General features: G+C 60.6%; 18 protein-coding genes. 5 read left to right on the forward strand and 13 right to left on the reverse strand.

Annotation, left to right across the window (positions count from 1 at the left end):
- The first annotated feature begins 15 nt into the window (after nucleotides 1-15).
- Together ACI5GA_RS05665 and ACI5GA_RS05670 are read left to right on the forward strand one after the other, a co-directional pair.
- Complete coding sequence (locus tag ACI5GA_RS05665) at nucleotides 16-990, forward strand: hypothetical protein (RefSeq protein WP_421422124.1); 975 nt, start codon at nucleotides 16-18, stop codon at nucleotides 988-990.
- Entirely contained in the window at nucleotides 980-1,366 is a 387-nt protein-coding gene (locus ACI5GA_RS05670) for a hypothetical protein (protein ID WP_421422126.1), read from the forward strand. The genes ACI5GA_RS05665 and ACI5GA_RS05670 overlap by 11 nt, the downstream gene beginning before the upstream one ends.
- A gap of 126 nt (nucleotides 1,367-1,492) precedes the next feature.
- Here the strand turns inward: ACI5GA_RS05670 and ACI5GA_RS05675 are convergent, their stop codons facing one another.
- The gene (locus ACI5GA_RS05675; RefSeq protein ID WP_108239170.1) at nucleotides 1,493-1,834 is read right to left on the reverse strand and encodes a carboxymuconolactone decarboxylase family protein; all 342 of its coding nucleotides are present in this window, start codon (nucleotides 1,832-1,834) and stop codon (nucleotides 1,493-1,495) included.
- Between the two features lie 113 nt (nucleotides 1,835-1,947).
- Here ACI5GA_RS05675 and ACI5GA_RS05680 point away from each other — a divergent pair, with 113 nt between their 5' ends.
- Entirely contained in the window at nucleotides 1,948-2,880 is a 933-nt protein-coding gene (locus tag ACI5GA_RS05680; protein ID WP_404630925.1) for an AraC family transcriptional regulator, read from the forward strand.
- 128 nt (nucleotides 2,881-3,008) lie between these two features.
- Here ACI5GA_RS05680 and ligD read toward each other — a convergent pair whose 3' ends face one another.
- Both ligD and ACI5GA_RS05690 read right to left on the reverse strand, forming a co-directional pair.
- The gene (ligD, locus tag ACI5GA_RS05685; RefSeq protein WP_421422128.1) at nucleotides 3,009-5,642 is read right to left on the reverse strand and encodes a DNA ligase D; all 2,634 of its coding nucleotides are present in this window, start codon (nucleotides 5,640-5,642) and stop codon (nucleotides 3,009-3,011) included.
- Nucleotides 5,643-5,714: 72 nt separating this feature from the next.
- Nucleotides 5,715-6,635 carry a Ku protein gene (locus ACI5GA_RS05690; RefSeq protein ID WP_404630929.1) on the reverse strand — a complete coding sequence of 307 codons (921 nt, stop codon included), beginning with the start codon at nucleotides 6,633-6,635 and terminating at the stop codon, nucleotides 5,715-5,717.
- A 238-nt stretch (nucleotides 6,636-6,873) separates the two neighbouring features.
- Between ACI5GA_RS05690 and ACI5GA_RS05695 the strand changes: the two genes are divergently transcribed.
- A complete protein-coding gene (locus ACI5GA_RS05695) occupies nucleotides 6,874-8,055 on the forward strand; it encodes an MFS transporter (protein ID WP_404630931.1) in 1,182 nt (393 codons plus the stop codon).
- A gap of 41 nt (nucleotides 8,056-8,096) precedes the next feature.
- Complete coding sequence (locus ACI5GA_RS05700; RefSeq protein ID WP_404630933.1) at nucleotides 8,097-8,819, forward strand: SDR family oxidoreductase; 723 nt, start codon at nucleotides 8,097-8,099, stop codon at nucleotides 8,817-8,819.
- Nucleotides 8,820-8,877: 58 nt separating this feature from the next.
- On the opposite strand, the gene ACI5GA_RS05705 is transcribed toward ACI5GA_RS05700, so the two are convergent.
- The 10 genes from ACI5GA_RS05705 to ACI5GA_RS05750 all read right to left on the reverse strand — a co-directional run bounded on the left by ACI5GA_RS05705 (nucleotide 8,878) and on the right by ACI5GA_RS05750 (nucleotide 19,055).
- Nucleotides 8,878-9,048: a hypothetical protein gene (locus ACI5GA_RS05705; RefSeq protein WP_404630935.1), complete on the reverse strand. Its 171-nt coding sequence runs from the start codon at nucleotides 9,046-9,048 to the stop codon at nucleotides 8,878-8,880.
- Between the two features lie 34 nt (nucleotides 9,049-9,082).
- Nucleotides 9,083-9,538 carry an N-acetyltransferase gene (locus ACI5GA_RS05710; RefSeq protein WP_404630937.1) on the reverse strand — a complete coding sequence of 152 codons (456 nt, stop codon included), beginning with the start codon at nucleotides 9,536-9,538 and terminating at the stop codon, nucleotides 9,083-9,085.
- A 190-nt stretch (nucleotides 9,539-9,728) separates the two neighbouring features.
- A complete protein-coding gene (gene metC, locus ACI5GA_RS05715) occupies nucleotides 9,729-12,470 on the reverse strand; it encodes a cystathionine beta-lyase (protein WP_421422132.1) in 2,742 nt (913 codons plus the stop codon).
- A gap of 78 nt (nucleotides 12,471-12,548) precedes the next feature.
- Nucleotides 12,549-13,205 (reverse strand): glutathione S-transferase family protein, encoded by a 657-nt coding sequence (locus tag ACI5GA_RS05720; RefSeq protein WP_404630941.1) that lies wholly within the window; start codon nucleotides 13,203-13,205, stop codon nucleotides 12,549-12,551.
- Entirely contained in the window at nucleotides 13,202-13,798 is a 597-nt protein-coding gene (locus ACI5GA_RS05725; RefSeq protein ID WP_421422134.1) for a cysteine dioxygenase, read from the reverse strand. Before ACI5GA_RS05725 ends, ACI5GA_RS05720 begins: the two co-directional genes overlap by 4 nt.
- A gap of 268 nt (nucleotides 13,799-14,066) precedes the next feature.
- Nucleotides 14,067-14,906, reverse strand: a complete 840-nt coding sequence (locus ACI5GA_RS05730; protein ID WP_404630945.1) for an amino acid ABC transporter ATP-binding protein — start codon at nucleotides 14,904-14,906, stop codon at nucleotides 14,067-14,069.
- Nucleotides 14,893-15,681: an amino acid ABC transporter permease gene (locus tag ACI5GA_RS05735; protein ID WP_404630947.1), complete on the reverse strand. Its 789-nt coding sequence runs from the start codon at nucleotides 15,679-15,681 to the stop codon at nucleotides 14,893-14,895. Before ACI5GA_RS05735 ends, ACI5GA_RS05730 begins: the two co-directional genes overlap by 14 nt.
- Complete coding sequence (locus ACI5GA_RS05740) at nucleotides 15,671-16,405, reverse strand: amino acid ABC transporter permease (protein ID WP_421422136.1); 735 nt, start codon at nucleotides 16,403-16,405, stop codon at nucleotides 15,671-15,673. Before ACI5GA_RS05740 ends, ACI5GA_RS05735 begins: the two co-directional genes overlap by 11 nt.
- Nucleotides 16,402-17,619, reverse strand: a complete 1,218-nt coding sequence (locus tag ACI5GA_RS05745) for an aminotransferase class I/II-fold pyridoxal phosphate-dependent enzyme (protein ID WP_404630951.1) — start codon at nucleotides 17,617-17,619, stop codon at nucleotides 16,402-16,404. Before ACI5GA_RS05745 ends, ACI5GA_RS05740 begins: the two co-directional genes overlap by 4 nt.
- Complete coding sequence (locus ACI5GA_RS05750; RefSeq protein ID WP_421422138.1) at nucleotides 17,616-19,055, reverse strand: FAD-binding oxidoreductase; 1,440 nt, start codon at nucleotides 19,053-19,055, stop codon at nucleotides 17,616-17,618. The genes ACI5GA_RS05745 and ACI5GA_RS05750 overlap by 4 nt, the downstream gene beginning before the upstream one ends.

The raw sequence follows: 19,055 nt of genomic DNA on the forward strand, positions 1-19,055 counted from the left end.
AAAGGAGACCCGGCCATGTCCAAACCCTATGCGTTCGTCAATGAGCGAGTTCAGAACTACACCTACCTGCGCAACCACCTGTTGGACATTCCTGTCAGCGCACGTGCCAAGGTCGATCAACTCAATCCCCAGCTTGTCAATGGCACGGTCATGCCCGGCGATGTGGTTATCGTAGGTGACGGACCTGCACATATGTGCACGTTCGAAGAAGCGCAGTTGATGCAGCTCGCGCAGGACGTGCGCTGGTCGATGATGTGGACGTTACCCAGCGAACATGAAGTCATGTTGCGCAACTACGACATGATCCAGAGCATCATGAGTTATGGCTCGATCGGAATCGGTGCCGCCACCGGGGCGTGGAACAAGCACCTTAACCAAGTTGAAAGCACGCTCAAGGAAATCGAAGCGCTCCATCAGCGTTGGAGAGCTGGTGGATTGAGCAATGACCAGTTTTTCGCGCAGCGCCGCACATTGTTCACCCGGATGGAGACCCACTTGAAAGGCATCGGACGATTTGGGACCGGGCTGAATAATCAAGGGAAGATGAAGCGCATTCTCGGGATTTCGAGCAAGAGCTACTTGCACACCGGCGAGATTGCAGACTATGCCAAGAACGTTAAGGGCGTTTCCAAAGTGGCGAGTGCGATGAGCAAGGGAACTTACGTGGGTATAGCGCTGGATGTCGGTGCGGGGGCGTTGGAGATCAAGGAGGCTTGTTCGACTGGGCGAGAAGAGGAATGTAGCAGGGCTAAGTATGTGGAGACAGGGAAAGCAGCGGGAGGAATCGCCGGGTCATGGTATGGAGGCGCTCTTGGGGCGTCAGCAGGTCCAACGATTTGTATCGGGCTTGGACTTCCTTCAGGTGGCACGATTACCGTAGCCTGCGCCATAGTAGGAGGTGCGCTGTTGGCATGGGGTGGAGGAAAAGCGGGCTCGGAAATTGGAGATGGCTCGGCCACCATTTTGTACGAGGCGACCCATGAGCGTTGATTTCATCCTGAAACTTGCCACTGTCTTGACCGCCTTTCTTTTGATTGTTGGGGTGGCAGCTTTGATATGGGCAGCGATCTACAGACTGGACCAAGTTGAGCAGGCATTGGCGAACAGCAAGCTCAATACTGATGCCAAACGGCAGTGGCGAAACGCAGGCTTGGTGGGTCGTCAATACCGGCTAGCCATGGCGACGAGCGCGGTGCTGTTCACAAAACTCTATGCCAAGCATGGACTGGTCGATCCTGACGATGTGAAGCGCATGCCGAAATCACTTAAGTGTTGGATTGTGATTCCCAATGTTGGAGGAGCATTCATCTTGCTGGCAGCATTCATCCTGGGGGTTGTTACCGACAAGATAGACCTCTCCCTGTAGCGGCCCGGCCGGGCGGTGGCGTCCGCAAAACCGCCACCGCCGGTAAGCCGTACTGTTACAGGGCGAGCGCCTTATGATCGCAACCTTCGACAAGCCGAACGCTTACCTAAAGCGCGAAAGCCCCCCTCACTTCTTCAACGCGTCATACGCCTCCAACGCGTGCATCGAGTAGATGTACGCCGCGCCCGCGTTCAGCGAGATCGCGGTGGCCAGCGCCGCCGCCACTTCTTCGCGAGTCGCGCCAGCGGCGATGGCCGCTTCGGAGTGGGCGCCGATACAGCCGTCGCAGCGGGTGGTGATGGCCACGGCGATGGAAATCAGCTCGCGCGTCTTGGCGTCGAGGACATTGTTCTCCGCCGCAGCATCGCCAAGGGCCATGTAGGCCTTGACCATTTTCGGGTTGGATTTGGACAGGGAGCCAAAGGATTTCTTGATGGTAGAAACAAGGTCGGGCCAATTGCTGAACATGGTGGTATCTCCTGAGAGCGGCGACTAGACTGCGCCGGGAACACGATCAGTCTGGTCCAACTGCGTTGGTGTAACTTGCACGTTTAGCTCATTTTTTTGTCCGAAAATCTCATATGAACGCCATCGATACGCTCATTACGCTAGCCGACGTCCGGGGCAGTCTGGACCTGCGCTGCCAGTTTCAGGGCGACTGGGCGCTGGATCACGACCAACGCGCCGTGGGGCTTGCGCCCTATCACATCGTTCTGGCGGGCGAATGCGGGGTGGAATTGCGCGATGGGCGCCGGTTGAAACTGGTGGCCGGCGACATCCTCGTACTGCCTGAGGGGCTGCCTCATTTGCTGCTCAGCCCCGGGAATCGGGTCATGCCGTCCGTCCCGCGCCTGGAGTCTGGCGGATTACTGGACGTGAAGCGGTTCGGCAACGGCGATGATCTGGATCTGCTGTGCGGTAGTTTTCATTATCAGCAGGGGTCGATGCTGTTTTCGGCATTGCCTGACCACTTGCTGATATCCACCCAAACCCTGGATGGCGGCCACGCCCTGCCCTCACTGGTCGCACTGCTGCGCAGCGAAGCCAATCTCAATCAGGCAGGCAGTCAATACATGCTCAACGCGCTGACCTCGGCGCTGTTCACGTTGGTGTTGCGCGCTCATCTTTCGCAATCACCCCAGAGCGAGGGCAGCCTGGCGTTGTTGGGCGACCGTCGTTTGAGCCGCGCCTGGCAAGCCATGCTCGCCGACCCCGCTCGGGAGTGGACCATCGACGCGCTGGCCGATTTGGCAACCATGTCCCGCGCCACGTTCATGCGCGCATTCAGCAAACTCAGCGGCAGCTCACCCTGGGCGTTGCTGACCCAAGTGCGTATGCAGATGGCGTACGGGTTGTTGAGCCGGTCGAAAAGCGGATTGAGCGACATCGCCGCCGAGGTGGGCTATCAATCACAGGCGGCGTTCAGCAAGGTGTTCAAGGAGACCTACGGCATGGCGCCGGGGCAGATGCGGCGACAGTTGGAGGCCGGCAACAGAACTATGCTGCAAGGATGAGGTGTTTGTGGAAGTGAGCTTGCTCACGAAGCAGCAGTCCAAGCCCCCCCCTTTTCGAGCGTTGCCTGCTCCATTCGTGAGAGCGCTCGCTCCCACAGGTCCATAGACGAGCGTGAGTGGGCACATGTTTATGTTGCCTTCGGCGCCCTGCCGCCCAACCGCTTCCACATGGTCTTGGTGATGCGCTGGGTGTTCTTGTATCCCGCCCACGGATCAGCCTTAAGCTTGCGCAAGCGTTTGAGCAGGTTGCCGATGTTCCACTGCGCCGAGGATTTGAGGCTGGTGAGCTCCTCTCGTGTAACGGGCACAGACACCGGCAGTCCCGGTCTTGCACGTGCGGAATAGGCAGCGACGGTGCTGGCGCCTCGGACGTTGCGCAGGTAGTCGATGAAGATTTTGCCCACGCGGTTTTTCGGTCCTGAGATGGCAGTGAAGCGTTCTGGCAACGGCTGTGCAATGAATTGAGCCAGCGCTTTGCTGAACGCTTTCACCTCATCCCAATCGGCCTTGCGCGCCAGCGGCACGATGATGTGCATACCCTTGCCACCGCTGGTCTTGAGAAACGCCTCCAGCCCCAGTTCATCGAGCACCGAGAGCGTCAACTGGGTCGCTTCGATCATGCTGCGCCACGGCAAATCCGGGTCCGGATCAAGGTCGAGGACGAAGTGGTCCGGCAACTCGATCTTGTCGTAGGTCGAACCCCAGGTGTGCAGCTCGATGGTGCCCATCTGTGCCGCACCGACCAACGCCTGCACGCTGTCGATTTCCATCAGCCGGGCATGGCCAGGGTCCAGTTTGCGGTCCAGTTGCTTGATATTGGGAATAGCCATCCGCTGGGTGTGTTTCTGAAAGAACTGCTCGCCCTCGACACCGTCCGGGCAACGCAGCAGCGCGACGGCGCGGTGATCAAGATGGGGCAGGATCCAGTCGGACACCGATTCGTAGTAATGCGCCAGATCGATCTTGTGCAACCCGCTCTGGGTGTCGATAACCCGCTCGGGATGGGTGATCTGCACACCCGCCACCTCAAAGGTATCTTTGCTTGTGCGCTTGGCTGCGGGTCTGGGCTTCTCGGGAACTCGCTCCTCATCCTGTTTAGCCGCCTTCGCTTTGGGTTTGAACGGCGCCTTGATGTCTTTCGGGGTCTTGGGATACTCGTGCACCACCTCGCTGGCAGGCTTGTCCTTGCGCAACGCGATAAAGGCAGAGTGGCGGATGATGCCCTCGCGGGTCCACTCGCTGAACTCCACTTCGCCCACCAGCGTCGGCTTGATCCAGTGCACGCCCCGGGCCTGAGCAGAGGTAAGTTTTTTCGCCAGGGGCGAGGCGTCCCGTGCCAGCGGTTTCATCTGTTCGAGCACGTCATCAAGGGTCTTGTGCTTGAACCCGGTGCCGACGCGCCCGGCGTACACCAGGCCTGCGCCCTCCTCGTTCACCGCCAGCAACAGCGCGCCAAACCCACTGCGCGCGCCTTGCGGCGCGGTGTAGCCGACGATGACGAACTCCTGACGCAGCTTGCATTTGAGTTTGATCCAGTCAGCGCTACGGCGGGACTGATAAACGCTGCCCGCTCGCTTGCCGATCACCCCTTCCAGGGACAGCGAACACGCGCTCTCGATGATGTCCCGGTGGCTGGCAGAAAATGCATCGGAAAACCGCAAGAGGCCCTTTTTTGACTTGCCCAGCAGCTTTTTCAGCGCGGCGCGGCGCTCCTCCACAGGCTTTTGCCGCAGGTCTTCGCCATTCAGGAATGGCACGTCGAACAGGTAATACACGATGTCCTTGGCATGCCCCGTCTCGAACGCATTCTGCAACGCCTGAAAATCCGGCAGCCCGGCGTCGTTGAGCACCACCACTTCGCCGTCAAGCCAACCATCGCCCAGGTTCAGTTCGCTGATCGCCCTGGCCTGCAACGGCAAGCGCTCGGTCCAGTCGTGACCATTGCGAGTGATCATGCGCACCTCGCCATCGAGAATCCGGGTCATGATCCGGTAGCCGTCGAACTTGATCTCGTACAGCCAATCCCCTTCTGGCGGGGTGTCCATCAACGTGGCCAGTTGTGGTGAAAGCTTCTCTGGAACAGACGTCTTCTTCGCCGAGACCGTTTTACGCGCGGGTTTGGTCGTGGGCGACCTGGCAGGCGCTGAAGCCGCCACCTTGCGCTTTCCCGCTTTGCCCGACCTGCGATCATCACCCACCGTCGTGCCGCTGACGACGCTTTGTGGCTTGTCGACCACAATGTCGTAATCTTGCGCCGAACGCACGGCGGCATCTTTCTCCTTGATCAGCAGCCACTGTTCCTTGTCACCGCTGCCCGGCAGATGAGTGCGCACCAGCGCCCAATCCCCCGTGAGTTTTTCGCCGATCAGGGTGAATTTGAGCTTGCCCGCCTTGTAGGTTTCTCGCGGGTCACCGTGGGGTTGCCAGATGCCCCGATCCCAGACGATCACATCGCCTGCGCCGTATTGCCCTTCGGGAATGTGACCTTCAAAACTGCCGTAACCCAGCGGATGATCTTCGACATGCACGGCCAGACGCTTGTTCTTCGGGTCCAGGCTCGGCCCCTTGGGCACGGCCCAGCTTTTCAGGGTGCCATCCAGTTCGAGGCGAAAGTCGTAATGCAGGTTGCGGGCATCGTGCTTGTGAATTACGAACGTCAGCGCGCGGCCTTTGCTGCTGCGAACACGGCCGGGCGTTTCGGGAGGTTCGGACGTGATGTCGAAATTGCGCTTGCGGGTGTATTCACTCACGGGTTTTGCCATGATCGATTCAACCTCTGCGCCTTGATTTCAAGGTTTGATTTCAAGGATCGGCCTTGAGCAAGGCATCTGCATTCAGGACGCCTTGGTCGTTTTCTTCCTTGCAGGGGCTCGCCGTTTGGCCGGAACTGCATCATCAACGGTTACGGTTTTGCTCTTGCCGGCAGGTTTGGTTTTAGCTGGGGCCTTGGTAGAACCGCCGCGGGCGCCCAGACTGCGTTTGAGCAATTCAGTCAGATCGATGACATCAGCGGATTTGCGCTCGGCCTGATCGGCGTCGGCTTCCACGTCTTCGATCTTGCCTTCCCGGGCCTTGGTCTCGACCAGCTTCATGATCTGGTCCTGGAACGTGTCGCGGTACTCGTCAGCATCCGGTGTCCAGTCAGCGCTCATGTCTTTGACCAATCGTTTGGCCATGTCCAGCTCGCTCTTGCCGAGCTTTACATCGGTCACGCCCTCAGGCAGCTCCAGGCTGTCCAGCCCATGCACTTCCGAGGGCCAGCGCAACAACACCAGCAAAATCGCCGACTCCAGTGGCATCACGGCTGCCAGATGCTGGCGGGTACGGATGACCACATGGGCCAGCGCCACCTTGCCAGTGTCCACCAGCGTCTGTCGTAGAAGAGCGTAGACCTTCTCGCCGCGCTTGTCGGGTGCCAGGAAGTACGGCGTGTCGATGTTTTGCAGGGGAATCTGCGCGCTGTCGACAAAGCCGAAGATGTCGATGGTCTGGGTAGACTGAGGATGAGCCTTGCGAATCTCCTCCTCGCTGATCACCACATAGCGGCCCTTCTCATACTGCACGCCTTTGACGATGTGTTCTTTGCTCACTTCCTTGCCGGTCTTCTTGTTGACGCGCTTGTAACCGACCGGGTCCATGCTGCGCTTGTCCAGCCAGTCGAAGTCGACGCCCTGCTGCGACGTCGCCGACACCAGCGCCACAGGGATATGCACCAGCCCGAAACTGATCGCGCCCTTCCAGATTGCCCGAGCCATGGTGTGAATTCCCAAGGGGTAGATACTGGAATGACCGGGGCGGAGAGCGAAAAGTTTCGATGGCACGATGACTGCGCGCCGGATGATTGCCTATTCCTGCAAGGCATAACCCTTATCCCCTCGACCCACCTTCTTAACGCAACGAAAACGCGTTAGCCTCTGCGACATTCCATTGATGAGCGCCTGGATACGCACTGCATCCACGCCTCCACTCCCGGTTGAGCACACCATGAACGCCATGAGCCAAACATCACACACCGCGACCATGACCAAGGGGCTGGCGATGCTGTTCGCCTTCTGCTGCGGCGCGATCGTCGCCAACATCTATTACGCCCAGCCCATCATCGGGCTGATTGCGCCGGACATCGGACTGTCGAGCACGCTGGCGAGCTTCATCGTTTCGCTGACGCAGATCGGTTATGCGCTGGGCCTGTTTTTCCTGGTGCCACTGGGCGATTTGCTGGAGAACCGCCGTTTGATGATCGTCACCACAGGTGTGGCGATTCTGAGTTTGCTCAGTGCTGCCTTTTCGCAGTCGCCCAACGTGTTTTTGCTGGCGTCGCTGTTGGTGGGGTTCAGTTCGGTGGCGGTGCAGATTCTGATTCCTCTTGCGGCCCATCTGGCGCCTGAAGAAACCCGCGGTCGCGTGGTCGGCAGCATCATGGGCGGCCTGTTGCTGGGCATTCTGCTAGCGCGTCCGGCCTCCAGCCTGATTGCCGACCATTTTGGCTGGCGTGCGGTGTTCGGCACGGCGGCGGTGGTGATGCTGGTCATCAGCCTGGTGCTGACCACCACCATTCCCAAGCACCAACCGGCCCACAACGCGAGTTACGGGCAACTGCTCAAATCCCTGTGGACGCTGTTGCGCAAGCAGCCGGTGTTGCGTCAGCGGGCGTTTTATCAGGCCTGCATGTTCGCCACCTTCAGCCTGTTCTGGACGGCCGTGCCGCTGGAACTGGCGCGCAATCATGGGCTGTCGCAAAGCCAGATCGCGCTGTTCGCGCTGGTCGGGGCGATTGGTGCGGTGGCAGCGCCGATTTCCGGGCGTCTGGCGGATGCCGGGCACACCCGTGTCGCCAGCCTCTGTGCCATGTTGTTCGCGGCGCTGAGTTTTCTGCCTAGCCTGATCGAACCGGCTTACGCAGTGATTGGCATGGCGGTGACCGGCGTGGTGCTGGATTTCTGTGTGCAGATGAACATGGTCCTCGGCCAGCGTGCGGTTTACGCGCTGGATGCCAAAAGCCGCAGTCGCCTGAACGCGCTGTACATGACCAGTATTTTCATCGGCGGAGCCAGCGGTTCGGTGATCGCCAGCGCCCTCTACGACCACGGCGGCTGGGGCTGGATCGTGATCGCAGGCAGCGCGTTTCCGCTGTTGGCGTTGCTGGTGTTTTTGAAGAATTCGGCGGGATCGCGCTAACCGACACACTCCTATAGGACCTGATATCTACGGAGCTTCATATGACCACCCGCACCTTCCTCATCACCGGCGCCAGCAAAGGCATTGGCCGCGCACTGTCGGAACACCTGGCCGCCGCAGGCCACACCGTGGTGGGCATCGCCCGCAATGCCGACGATCCGACCTTTCCCGGCGTACTCAAGGCACTGGACCTGAGTGACAAGGACCAGACCCGCGGCGGCCTGGCCGAACTCGCGCAGCATTATCAATTCGACGGTCTGGTGAACAACGTCGGCCTCGTGCGCCCGCAGCCGCTGGGGCAGATCGAGCTGGACGACTTCGACGCGGTGATGAGCGTCAACCTGCACTCCGCATTGCTTGCCACTCAAGCATTGCTGCCGAACATGCGTGAAAAAGGCTGGGGCCGTATCGTCAACATTTCCAGCCTGACGGTGCTCGGTATCACCCAACGCACCGCCTACGCCGCCGCCAAGGCTGCACTGATCAGCTTCACCCGGTCCTGGGCGCTGGAACTGGCGCAAACCGGCATCACCGTCAACGCCATCGCCCCCGGCCCGACTGAAACCGAACTGTTCCGCCAGAACAACCCGGTGGGCAGCGAAGGTGAAAAACGCTACCTCTCAGGCGTGCCCATGGGCCGCTTCGGCCAGCCGGACGAAATTGCCTCGGCGATTGCGTTTTTACTGTCGGAACAGAGTGGGTTCATCACCGGGCAGACGCTGTTTGTCGATGGCGGGGCTTCGGTGGGTAAGGCGGGGATTTAAGCGAACGACTATGACTGCAAATAAAAACCGCCGATTTCGGCGGTTTTTATTTGAGTACTCAAGCGCTAGGCCCTGCCAGCGGGCCTGTTGGCTCAAGTTCTTTACCAAGAGCAAGCCCTACTTGTAGAAAACGCTTCTGATTCTCTGAAAAAACATCGGCAAGCATCCGTGCCTCTGCTTTTAGCTCAACCATTGACTGCATTTTTGCTTTGCGTTTTTTGGCGGTCATAGACACCTCCTGCGTCTGCCCAATGACGGCTATCTTAGGAGCCACCTACTGAAATGACAAGGCGACGGGCCTCGTCAAACTGGAATCCCAGAGCCTTGTAATACTTAATGGCATTCACCGCTGGCTGCTGTATCTCAATCTCGCGACAACCCAACATTTGTGCGTATAGGTCGACTCCCATTAAGGCGAGCGGCGCAATAAGCCCTTTGAGCGGATGCTCACTTCCCGGTTTTCCTTCGAGAAGAATAATTTTGATCGTAAGCCGACTTTGACGTGGCGTCGCATAACACAAGCCGCACAGTGTCTGGTTGTACCAAATGGCGAGGTCAAAACCCTTTGCATCCAACCTCTTCCAACTTGAAACATTTTCCCAAGGGTAAGTGCTGCCTTCCCAGTGTTCGCAGGCTGAGATGGCAGTTCGATCAATAGGCTCGAATTTCACCTGTCGACCGTCAATGCCGAGCACGCCCGCTGCGAACACACTGCCCATTTTTTCGTTAATGAGTGCACGGGCTCGGGACCGAAAAATCTGATCCCTTAGCGCCGTGGCCTTTCCATGTCGTCTCATTGCCAGTGTTCATTGAAAACTCAAGGGCGAATGATGACGGCATGAAGAAAAGCATGTGCGGTACATATTTATCGACCGCCCCCTGGTCCGAGAAGCAGGCACGATCTGCAACTCACCGAATCGCCGCAAACCCTCGCTCAAGATCCTCGATCAACGCACTGACATCCTCCAGCCCGATGTGCAGCCGCAGCAGCGGGTTCAGCGTCTTGTCATTGGCGTTCGTTCGATCCCGCACGTTGGCGACGATGATCAGGCTTTCGAACCCTCCCCAAGACGCACCAAGGCCGAACAGATGCAGGGCGTCGATGAAGGCGTCCAGGTGCTTGGGGTCGTTGTCCGCCAGCTCGAAGGTCAGCAGGCCGTTGCTGCCGGTAAAGTCGCGCTTCCACAGCGCATGGTTCGGGTGATCGCGCAACGCCGGGTGGAACACGCGTTTGACCTGCGGGTGTTGCTGCAACCAATGGGCGACCTGTAACGCCTGGCGCTGATGGACGTCCAACCGAGTGGCCAAGGTGCGGGCGCCGCGCAGGACGAGGTACGCATCGTCCGGGCTGACCACGCTGCCAAAGGTGTCAGTCATGACCGCCAGTGGCTGCCACACCGCTTGCGTGGTGCAGACGCTGCCCATCACCACGTCGCTGTGGCCGGCCAGGTATTTGGTCAGCGCCATGATGGAGATGTCCGCGCCCAGCGTCAGCGGTCGGTACTGATAGCCCGAGCCGTAGGTGTTGTCGACGGCCAACAGAATCCCCCGCGACTTGCACACCGCAGCCATGGCGGGCAGATCGGCGAGTTCATACAGCAGCGAACCCGGGACTTCGGCGTAGACCATTTTGGTGTTGGCTTGCGCTTGCTGTTCCAAGCCGCTGCCATCGGCATTGAAATAGCTGTACTGAATACCGAACGGTTTCAAAAACTCCTCGGCCACTTGTCGCACCGGCGAATACACCGCGTCGGTGATCAGCACATGATCGCCGGGCCGCAGGTACGCCAGGAACGTTTGCGCCACCGCCGCCAGACCGGTGCTGAACAGCCGGGTGCGATAACCGCCTTCCAGCTCGGTCACCAGGTCTTCCAGTTCAAATGCGGTCGGGTTACCACGGGCGCCGTAGCTCAACACGCGCTCGGTGTCCCGACGTTTGCGGGCGTCACGCATCTCGCCAAGGCTGTCGAACAACACCGTGCTCATGCGCGAGACCGGCGGGTTGACCCAGCGCGTACCACTGCCCTTCTCGCGGCGAGCCGCATGAATGAGGCGCGTGCGCACCCGGCTTTGATCGCCTTGGGAGGCCAGCGGTGTGAGGCTGGCGATTTCCTGTTGGGTCATCTGCCCCAACAGGCCGATTTCCCAAGCCAGGTACTGGCGCGCCGCGTCCTTGTTGCCGGAGTGGCGATCGTGGGTGAAGAACAGGAAATCGATGCACTGCTCGTTCGGCGGCGTTTGGGCATCTTCACTGAGCGCAAGCCCTGCCGACTGCCACTGTTTGAAGTCCAGCCAGCGCACTTGCTGACGTTGCGATTCGGGCAATTCCAGCGCAGCGATTGCGGCGACCTGAGCCTGATCGGCGACCAGCACCACCGGGCGCGTCTCGCTGGCCAGATCAGGCGCCAGACGCGAGCGGATCGACCAGCGCGAACCGGCAATGTGCGCCCTGCGGAAGGCCATGCTGCCGCGTAGGTCGATCAGCGCAACGGCGTCGTCACGCAACGCATCTTCAAGAGCCGTGGCGCTGATTTCAGGCAACACAGGTGCGGTCGATGAGGTGTCGACCGACAACGCCAGACCACTCTGCACACCACCCTCCAGCACATAGGCCTCATGCCCGAGCTGACGCAGCCAACCGGCCACAATCGGCGCACGCACGCCATCGTTGTCGAGCAGTACCATGCGCGCCCCCCGCACACCCACATACAGATCGGTGGACTGAATCAACTGCCCGCCCGGCGTGTGTTGCGCACCCGGCAAACTGCCGAGGGCGAACTCTTCCGGGGTGCGCACGTCGCACAAGAACAGGCTGCGGGAAGTGTCACGAGACCACGCCAGCGCCTGCTCGGCGCTGACGGTTTGCACACCTGCGCGTTGAGCCAGCCGTTGGGCCGCATCGCGTTGCTGAGTCAGCGATGCGCCCGGAGAAACTTCCGGATAACGCCGCGTGCTGCCGTGCTCCAGCGGCAGGTCAGCCAGATACCAACCCTGCGTGCCGTTTTCCAGCGCATAGACCGGGTTTTTCACACCCAGGTCGATCAGGGTTTGCGCGCCAATGATGCTGCGGGTGCGACCGGCACAATTGACGACAATGGGAGTAACCTCGTCGGGCACCAGCTCCTTCAGCCGATAACCCAGCTCGCCGTTGGGACAGCACACGGAACCAGGGATGGTCATCTTGCGGTATTCGTCGAAGGGACGTCCGTCGAGCAACACCAGTGATTTGCCGTCCGCCTGCCATTGCGCGAGCTCGGTGGCGCTGATGTGCGGCGTGTGACTGGCTTCTTCGACCAACTCGCCAAAGGCCTTGGACGGCACATGCACCCCGGCGAACAGTTGCAAACCGGCCGCCTGCCAGCCATCGGCGCCACCTTCAAGGACGTGCACGCGGTTGTAGCCCAGCTCGGCGAGACGCTGCGCGGCCTTGATCGACACGTCGTGACCGGTCTGGTCGTAGATCACCAGACGCACGTTCGGATTGGGCGCCAGTCGGCGAGCCTCGATTTCAAGGCGGCTGAAGGGCAGGTTCACCCCGTGAAACAGGTGGGCCTCGCCGTATTGGCCGTGCTCGCGCACATCGAACAAGGCGATTTCCTGCCCGTCGAACAGCCAGGCTTGCAGGAGTTGCGGGGTGACGTATTGGTTCATGGGGTTCTCGTGATTCTGTTTTGTAACAGGATTCAATGGCTTGCGCATAACGTTGTAGGAGCGTGGCGATTAGGGGTTCTACTGCAACACCAACGACCGCTCTCCCGCCGCCACTTCCCGCCCCTTTTCATACGCGCGCTGCACCGCCGGGCGGGCCTTGATGCGTTCGCGCCAGGCGCTGATGTTCGGGTAATCCGCCAGGTCCTGGCCTTGGCGCAACGGCTGAATCCACGGAAAAATCGCCATGTCGGCAATCGAGTATTCACCCGCCACATAGGCCACCTCGCCCAGACGCTTTTCCAGTACGCCGTACAAACGGGCCGCTTCAGCCCCCAGCAGATCAAGGGCGAACGGAATAGGCTCAGGGGCCTTTTCTCGGAACACCTGCCACTGGCTCAGGTACGGCGTGACGTGCCCCACCTGCCAGAACAACCACTCCTGAACGCGTTGGCGCTCGACGCTGTTGTGCGGCGGCAGAAAGCGTCCGGCCTTTTCAGCCAGATACGTGAGAATAGCCCCGGATTCGAACAGGCTCAGCGGCGCATCGAGGCCCTCCGGCGCGTGATCGACAATCGCCGGGATCCGCCCGTTGGCGCTGATCTTCTGAAAGCCGTCCCGCTTCTGCTCACCCGTGCGGATGTTGACTGGAAGCACGCGGTATTCCTGCTCAAGCTCTTCGAGCAGGATGCCGACTTTCAGGCCATTGCCGGTGGGCCAGTAATAGAGGTCGATCATGCGTAGGCCTTGATCGAAGGGGCCATTTGCGAAGCGTTGTAATTGAGGATCTTGCCTTCGGTGTTGACGCCATAACGACCGTTCAACGATTCCAGCGGACGACCATAGAGGTGGAAATGCAGGGTCGGGGTTTCGCCATCGACCTTGATGCCGTGCAGGTCTTCACCGAGGAAGCTGATCGAAGTGCCCGGTTGCACGACCACTTCCTTTTCCAGCTCCAGTTTGGCGAAGGTCGGGTCGCTGCCATCGTCGGTTCGCGCCCAGACGTAGTTGATCTCCTGACCTTGCACTGCAACGATCACCGCCCAGGTTTCGTGGTTGTGCGGCAACGTGCTTTTGCCGGGCAGCAGCGAGTTCATGTACAGCGTCGGGCTTTCGCCATCGTCGTTCAAGCGATAGCGGAAAGCGGTATCACCCTCGCCCGGAACCGGCGACGGGAAGGTGTCGAAGTTGAACAAGTCGCGACGCTCGGCCAGCCCCTCCAGCAGGCTGACGATTTCTTTCAACGCGTCACGGTCCACACCGCGTTGGTGAATGGCGCGGATTTTCTGCAGGAAATCTTCGATCACAGGACTGCGGGTTTCGATGCTCATCAGGTGCTCCTTTTATTGATATTCGGGGCTCGGAATAGATACTTCTCGCCCGACGCTTCACCCTGTGGGAAATTCTACGGTGCCCTGCCGAGCGCTTTCGCCACCAAGGCGGCTCCCACAGTTACAGCGTCGAAAAAGAGATTTGGATTCGACGTAATCCCTGTGGGAGCCGGCTTGCTGGCGAAGGCGTCAGGTCAGTCAACATCAATGTGTATGTTCTGACGCGCTCACCAGCAAACCGGCTCCCACAAAGGTTCTGCGTAGCCTGCTAAACCGACAAGCTATACCGGCTGATATTGCTCAACAGAAACGGATCCCCACCGGCAGCAGGCCGCCGTCCGGCATCCCCCAGCGCATGGCGCAAAAACGTCTGGGTCCGTTCGCTCGTCGGGCGCTGGAAAATCTGTTCGGCGCTGCCGTGCTCGACGATCAGGCCGTTTTCGGTGAAATACACCACGTCACTGATGTCCTCGGCGAAACGCATTTCATGGGTCACCAGCACGCAGGTCATACCCTCCTCGGTCAGCTCGCGAATCACCGTCAGCACTTCGCCCACGGTTTCCGGGTCCAGGGCCGAGGTCACTTCGTCGAACAGGATCAGCTCGGGGCGCATCGCCAAGGCGCGGGCAATCGCCACCCGTTGCTGCTGCCCACCGGACAACTGCCCCGGGTAGGCGTCAGCCTTGTGTTCCATGCGCACTTTGGCCAGCAAGGCGCGGGCGTCTTTTTCGGCGTCCACCGAATTGCGCCCCAGCACCTTGCGCGGCGCGATCACCAGGTTTTCCAGCACCGACAGGTGCGGAAACAGGTTGTACTGCTGGAACACGAACCCCACGCGCTTGCGCAGTTCGATGCGCTGGGCCTCGTTGGCCAGCGTGTGCACCTCGGTTTCACCGACACGAATCGTGCCGCGCTGGGGCTGCAACAAACCGGTGATGCAACGCAGGATGGTCGACTTGCCCGAACCCGACGGGCCGATGATCGACACCGCCTGGCCGCGCTGCACATCAAGGTCGATGCCCTTGAGCACGCGGTTGCTGCCGAACGACAGGTGAATGTCGCGCAGGCTGATCAGGGGCTGCTCGGCGCGCGTTTCAGGAGAAGGCATAACGTCGCTCCAAGAATTGAGTGAATCGGGAAATCGGGTAGCAATAGGCGAAGAACAGCGCCAGCACGCTGAAGTAGATCAGCACGGTAAAGCCGGTGCGGTTGACGGTGTTGCTGGCAATCTGCGCGGTGTCGATCAAGTCATGCACGCCCACCAGCGAGGCCAGTGCAGTGCCCATCGTGATCACGGCGTAGAGGTTCATCCACGGGGGCAACATGCGCTTGAAGCACTGCGGCAGGATGATCGAGCGGAAAATCTGCCCACGGGTGAACGCCAGCGAGCGCGAGGCTTCCCACTGGGTGCTGGGGATCGAGCCGATGGCCCCACGAAAGATTTCCGCGACGTTGGCGCTGGCGGGCAGCGCCAGGCCGAGGGTCACTTTCACCCAGTCGGGAAAGGCGATCCACGACTTGCCAATGTGCAGCTCGAACGGGAACACGTAAGTGGTGAAGTAGATCAGCACCAACCACGGCGCGTTGCGAAACACCTGCACCCAGATTCGCGCAGGCAAGCGAGTGATCCACAACGGCGAAACAGCCAGCGCGCCGATCAACAGGCCGAGCACCGAGCCAATGGCAATCGCCAGCAGGCTGATCAGAATGTTCTGGCCAAAACCCACGGCCAGCGCCGGGGACCACTCGTACAGCGCGGCGAACACCGGGCTTTGCGGCGCGCCCCACAGCACAAAAGCGAGGAGCGCGACAAGCACCATCAGCTTGCCCGAATGCCGACGAGGCCAAGACAGCGGCAAGCTCGCGGACGAATCAATGGCCATAACCGGGCATCCTCAATTTGGCTTCGAGGGCACGGCCCACACAGTTGACGATGAAGCTGAGCAGACCGAAGAAGGTCAGCAGCAGGATCATCAATTCCAGCACGTTGTCGCTCTGGGTCCAGATCATGATCGAGGCATAGGTGATGTCGCCCACGGCAATGGCCGAGGCCACGGCGGTCATTTTCACCAAGTCGATCAGGTTGTTGATCAGCGACGGCAAGGCGAAGCGCAACGCCAGCGGCAGTTGCACGTTCCACAGCAATTGACGACTGCTGAAGGCCAGCGAACTGGCGGCCTCCAGCGTGACAGCAGGCACTGCTTCGATTCCGGCGCGCAGGGCCTCCGCGTGAAACGCGCCCTTGTGCAGCGAAATCACGATGACCACCCAGGCGAAGGGCGTCAGCGGGTTGGCCGCGCCCACCGCCTGGGTCAACAGCATGTTCAACACCAGAAATGCGCAATACAACTGCACCAGCGTCGGCGTGTTGCGGGTGACTTCGATGAAAACCCGCGCCGGTTTGGCCAGGTACGGCTTGCCACTGGTCAGCATCGCCGCCAGCGCCACCCCGGCCAACAGGCTGCCCACGATGGTGAACAGGCACAGCAACGCCGTGGTGATCGCACCCTCGACCATCGAACCGCGCTGATAGGCGTCCAGCAGAAAGCTGTAGTTCAAGCCGAACTTCGCTGTCCACTGTACGAATACGTCTAACCAATGACTCATGCCAGCGCCTCGACCCGCAGTTCGGCACAGGCGCGAGCAATGCGCCGTCCCGCCTCGATCACGCTGTCGGTGGCCGTGGCGATGGACAGACGAAACCACGGCGACAGGCCATAAGCACTGCCCGCAACACCTGCGACGCCCTGCTCCAGCAGGTAATCCACCACGTCGCCGTCATGGTTCAGACGCTGGCCATCCGGACGTACGCGCCCCAGCAAACCGCCACAGCGGACGAAGACAAAGAAACCGCCGTCCGGCGTCAGCACATCCAGACCGTCCACGTCTTTCAGGGCCGACACCAGCACATCACGACGCTGCTGATAGGCCTGAACCTGCTCCGGCAAAAAACCCAACCCGCCTTCGAATGCCGCCAGCGCAGCGGCCTGCCCCACCGACGACGCGCCGGACGTCGACTGCGACTGCATCACCGCCATGGCGCTGGTCAGCTCCTTGGGACCGGCGCCAAAACCAATGCGCCAACCGGTCATGGCGTAAGTCTTGGAGACCCCGCCCACCAACAGCGCGCGGGATTGCAGATCGGGGGCAACGTTGAGCAGGCTCAAAGCCGGTTGACCGTCGAAACGGATGTGCTCGTACAACTCGTCCAGCAACACCAGCACCTGCGGGTGGCGACGCAGCACGTCTGCCAGCGCCAGCAGTTCTGCTTCGCTGTACACCGCGCCGCTCGGGTTGCCGGGACCATTAAGAATCAGCCAGCGGGTGCGCTCGTTGATGTGCACTTCCAGCTGGCGTGGCGTCAGTTTGCAGCCCTGCTCCAGACCGCATTCGATGAACACCGGCTCGCCACCATTGACCCGCACGATGTCCGGAAACGACGGCCAGTAGGGCACCGGCACCAATACTTCATCGCCGTCATCCAGGGTCGCGGCGAAGGCGTTGAAGATGATCTGTTTGGCGCCATTGCCGACCACGATGGACGGCAGCGCGTAATCCAGACGGTTTTCGCGCTGGAGTTTGCGCTGGATCGCTTCGCGCAGCTTTTTCACGCCCGGGGTGGCCGTGTATTTGGTCGCGCCACCATCGATGGCTTTATAGGCTGCCTGCTTGATGTGCTCCGGGGTGTCGAAATCCGGCTCGCCGGTGGTCATGTCGATGATGTCGTGACCGGCCTCGCGCAGCTCGGTGGCGCGGGATTTGGCCGCGGCGTTGGCAGACAAGTTGACGCGCTGTATGCGTCGGGACAGACGAATGCTCATGCAGAAGGACTCCCGTGGTCGACAAGGTTTAGCACCTTGCCCGGATTGAGCAGATTGAGCGGGTCCAACGCCTGTTTGATGCGGCGCATCAGGTCCAGCTCGACGGGGCTCTTGTAGCGCGGCAGCATCGCCCGCTTGCGTTGGCCGATGCCGTGCTCGGCGCTGATCGAACCGCCGAAGGCATGGGCGCTGTCGTGGACGATTTCACTGAGTTCGGCGTAGCGCGCCATGTGCGCTTCGACCGTGGAATTCAGCGGGTGGGCGACGTTGTAATGCAGGTTGCCATCGCCCAGATGACCAAAGGTGAAATGGCGCACACCGGGAGCGCGCTGTTGCAGCAAGGCGTCGGTGTGCTCGACGAATTCAACGATGCGCGAGATCGGGATCGATATGTCGTGCTTCATGTTGCGACCGGCGCGCTTCTGCGCTTCGCTCATGTTCTCGCGCAGCAGCCACAGCGCCTCGCTCTGGGCCAGGCTTTCGGCGATCAACGCATCGGCCAACAGCCCGGCTTCGAACGCACTGCCGAGCACCTCTTCGAACGCCTGTCGGGCATGGGCCTCGCTGTGGTTGTCAGAGAGTTCCAGCAGCGCGAACCAAGGCTGCGACGCGTCGGCAAACGGCTGCGGGCCTTCGGGAAACTGTTCGCGCAACAGCGCCAGGCAATCGGCGGTCAACAGCTCGAAGGCCGTCAGGCTCGCGCCAAAACCGGCGCGGGCGTGGGACAGAAAACTCACCGCCTGAGCCAATGAATCGAAAGCCAGAAACGCGGTGGATTGGGCTTTGGGCAACGGGAATAGCTTCAACGTCGCAGCGGTGATGATGCCCAGCGTGCCTTCACTGCCGATGTACAGGTCGCGCAGGTCGTAACCGGTGTTGTCCTTGCGCAATCCGCGCAAGCCGTTCCAGATTTCGCCCTCAGCGGTGACCACCTCCAACCCCAGCGTCAGCTCGCGGGTATTGCCGTAGCGCAACACCGCGGTGCCTCCGGCATTGGTGCCCAGATTGCCGCCAATCGTGCAACTGCCTTCTGCGCCCAGACTGAGCGGGAACAGGCGCCCGGCGTCACGGGCCGCGTCCTGAACGTTTTGCAGAATGCACCCGGCCTCGACGGTCAGGGTGTCGTTGTCGGTGTCGACCTGACGCACACGGTTCAGACGGTCCAGCACCAGCAGCACTGAACGGCCACTCGCGTCGGGCGTTGCTGCGCCCATCAGCCCGGTGTTGCCGCCCTGCACCACGACCGGTGCGCGATGTGCAACGCAGGCCTTTACCACCGCCGCCACTTCTTCGGTATTGGCCGGGCGCACCACTGCCAGCACCTTGCCGACGTAGGTGCCCTGTTTGTCGGTCAGCCGGTCGTTGGGTTCATCGCCCGAGACCACGTAATCGGCGCCGAGCAACTGTTGCAACGTGCTGAACAGATCACCGCTCAT

The organism is Pseudomonas sp. Pseu.R1 (genome assembly GCF_045764065.1).
Lineage (GTDB): Bacteria > Pseudomonadota > Gammaproteobacteria > Pseudomonadales > Pseudomonadaceae > Aquipseudomonas.

What these genes read in the sequence shown, in the direction of transcription:
- metC (WP_421422132.1), bottom strand. Translation starts at nt 12,470, where the DNA reads ATGAACCAATACGTCACCCCGCAACTCCTGCAAGCCTGGCTGTTCGAC.
- ACI5GA_RS05725 (WP_421422134.1), bottom strand. Translation starts at nt 13,798, where the DNA reads ATGAGCATCGAAACCCGCAGTCCTGTGATCGAAGATTTCCTGCAGAAA.
- ligD (WP_421422128.1), bottom strand. Translation starts at nt 5,642, where the DNA reads ATGGCAAAACCCGTGAGTGAATACACCCGCAAGCGCAATTTCGACATC.
- ACI5GA_RS05695 (WP_404630931.1), top strand. Translation starts at nt 6,874, where the DNA reads ATGAGCCAAACATCACACACCGCGACCATGACCAAGGGGCTGGCGATG.
- ACI5GA_RS05730 (WP_404630945.1), bottom strand. Translation starts at nt 14,906, where the DNA reads ATGCCTTCTCCTGAAACGCGCGCCGAGCAGCCCCTGATCAGCCTGCGC.
- ACI5GA_RS05680 (WP_404630925.1), top strand. Translation starts at nt 1,948, where the DNA reads ATGAACGCCATCGATACGCTCATTACGCTAGCCGACGTCCGGGGCAGT.
- ACI5GA_RS05745 (WP_404630951.1), bottom strand. Translation starts at nt 17,619, where the DNA reads ATGAGCATTCGTCTGTCCCGACGCATACAGCGCGTCAACTTGTCTGCC.
- ACI5GA_RS05665 (WP_421422124.1), top strand. Translation starts at nt 16, where the DNA reads ATGTCCAAACCCTATGCGTTCGTCAATGAGCGAGTTCAGAACTACACC.
- ACI5GA_RS05710 (WP_404630937.1), bottom strand. Translation starts at nt 9,538, where the DNA reads ATGGGCAGTGTGTTCGCAGCGGGCGTGCTCGGCATTGACGGTCGACAG.
- ACI5GA_RS05720 (WP_404630941.1), bottom strand. Translation starts at nt 13,205, where the DNA reads ATGATCGACCTCTATTACTGGCCCACCGGCAATGGCCTGAAAGTCGGC.
- ACI5GA_RS05675 (WP_108239170.1), bottom strand. Translation starts at nt 1,834, where the DNA reads ATGTTCAGCAATTGGCCCGACCTTGTTTCTACCATCAAGAAATCCTTT.
- ACI5GA_RS05705 (WP_404630935.1), bottom strand. Translation starts at nt 9,048, where the DNA reads ATGACCGCCAAAAAACGCAAAGCAAAAATGCAGTCAATGGTTGAGCTA.
- ACI5GA_RS05700 (WP_404630933.1), top strand. Translation starts at nt 8,097, where the DNA reads ATGACCACCCGCACCTTCCTCATCACCGGCGCCAGCAAAGGCATTGGC.
- ACI5GA_RS05740 (WP_421422136.1), bottom strand. Translation starts at nt 16,405, where the DNA reads ATGAGTCATTGGTTAGACGTATTCGTACAGTGGACAGCGAAGTTCGGC.
- ACI5GA_RS05735 (WP_404630947.1), bottom strand. Translation starts at nt 15,681, where the DNA reads ATGGCCATTGATTCGTCCGCGAGCTTGCCGCTGTCTTGGCCTCGTCGG.
- ACI5GA_RS05690 (WP_404630929.1), bottom strand. Translation starts at nt 6,635, where the DNA reads ATGGCTCGGGCAATCTGGAAGGGCGCGATCAGTTTCGGGCTGGTGCAT.
- ACI5GA_RS05750 (WP_421422138.1), bottom strand. Translation starts at nt 19,055, where the DNA reads ATGAGCGGTGATCTGTTCAGCACGTTGCAACAGTTGCTCGGCGCCGAT.
- ACI5GA_RS05670 (WP_421422126.1), top strand. Translation starts at nt 980, where the DNA reads ATGAGCGTTGATTTCATCCTGAAACTTGCCACTGTCTTGACCGCCTTT.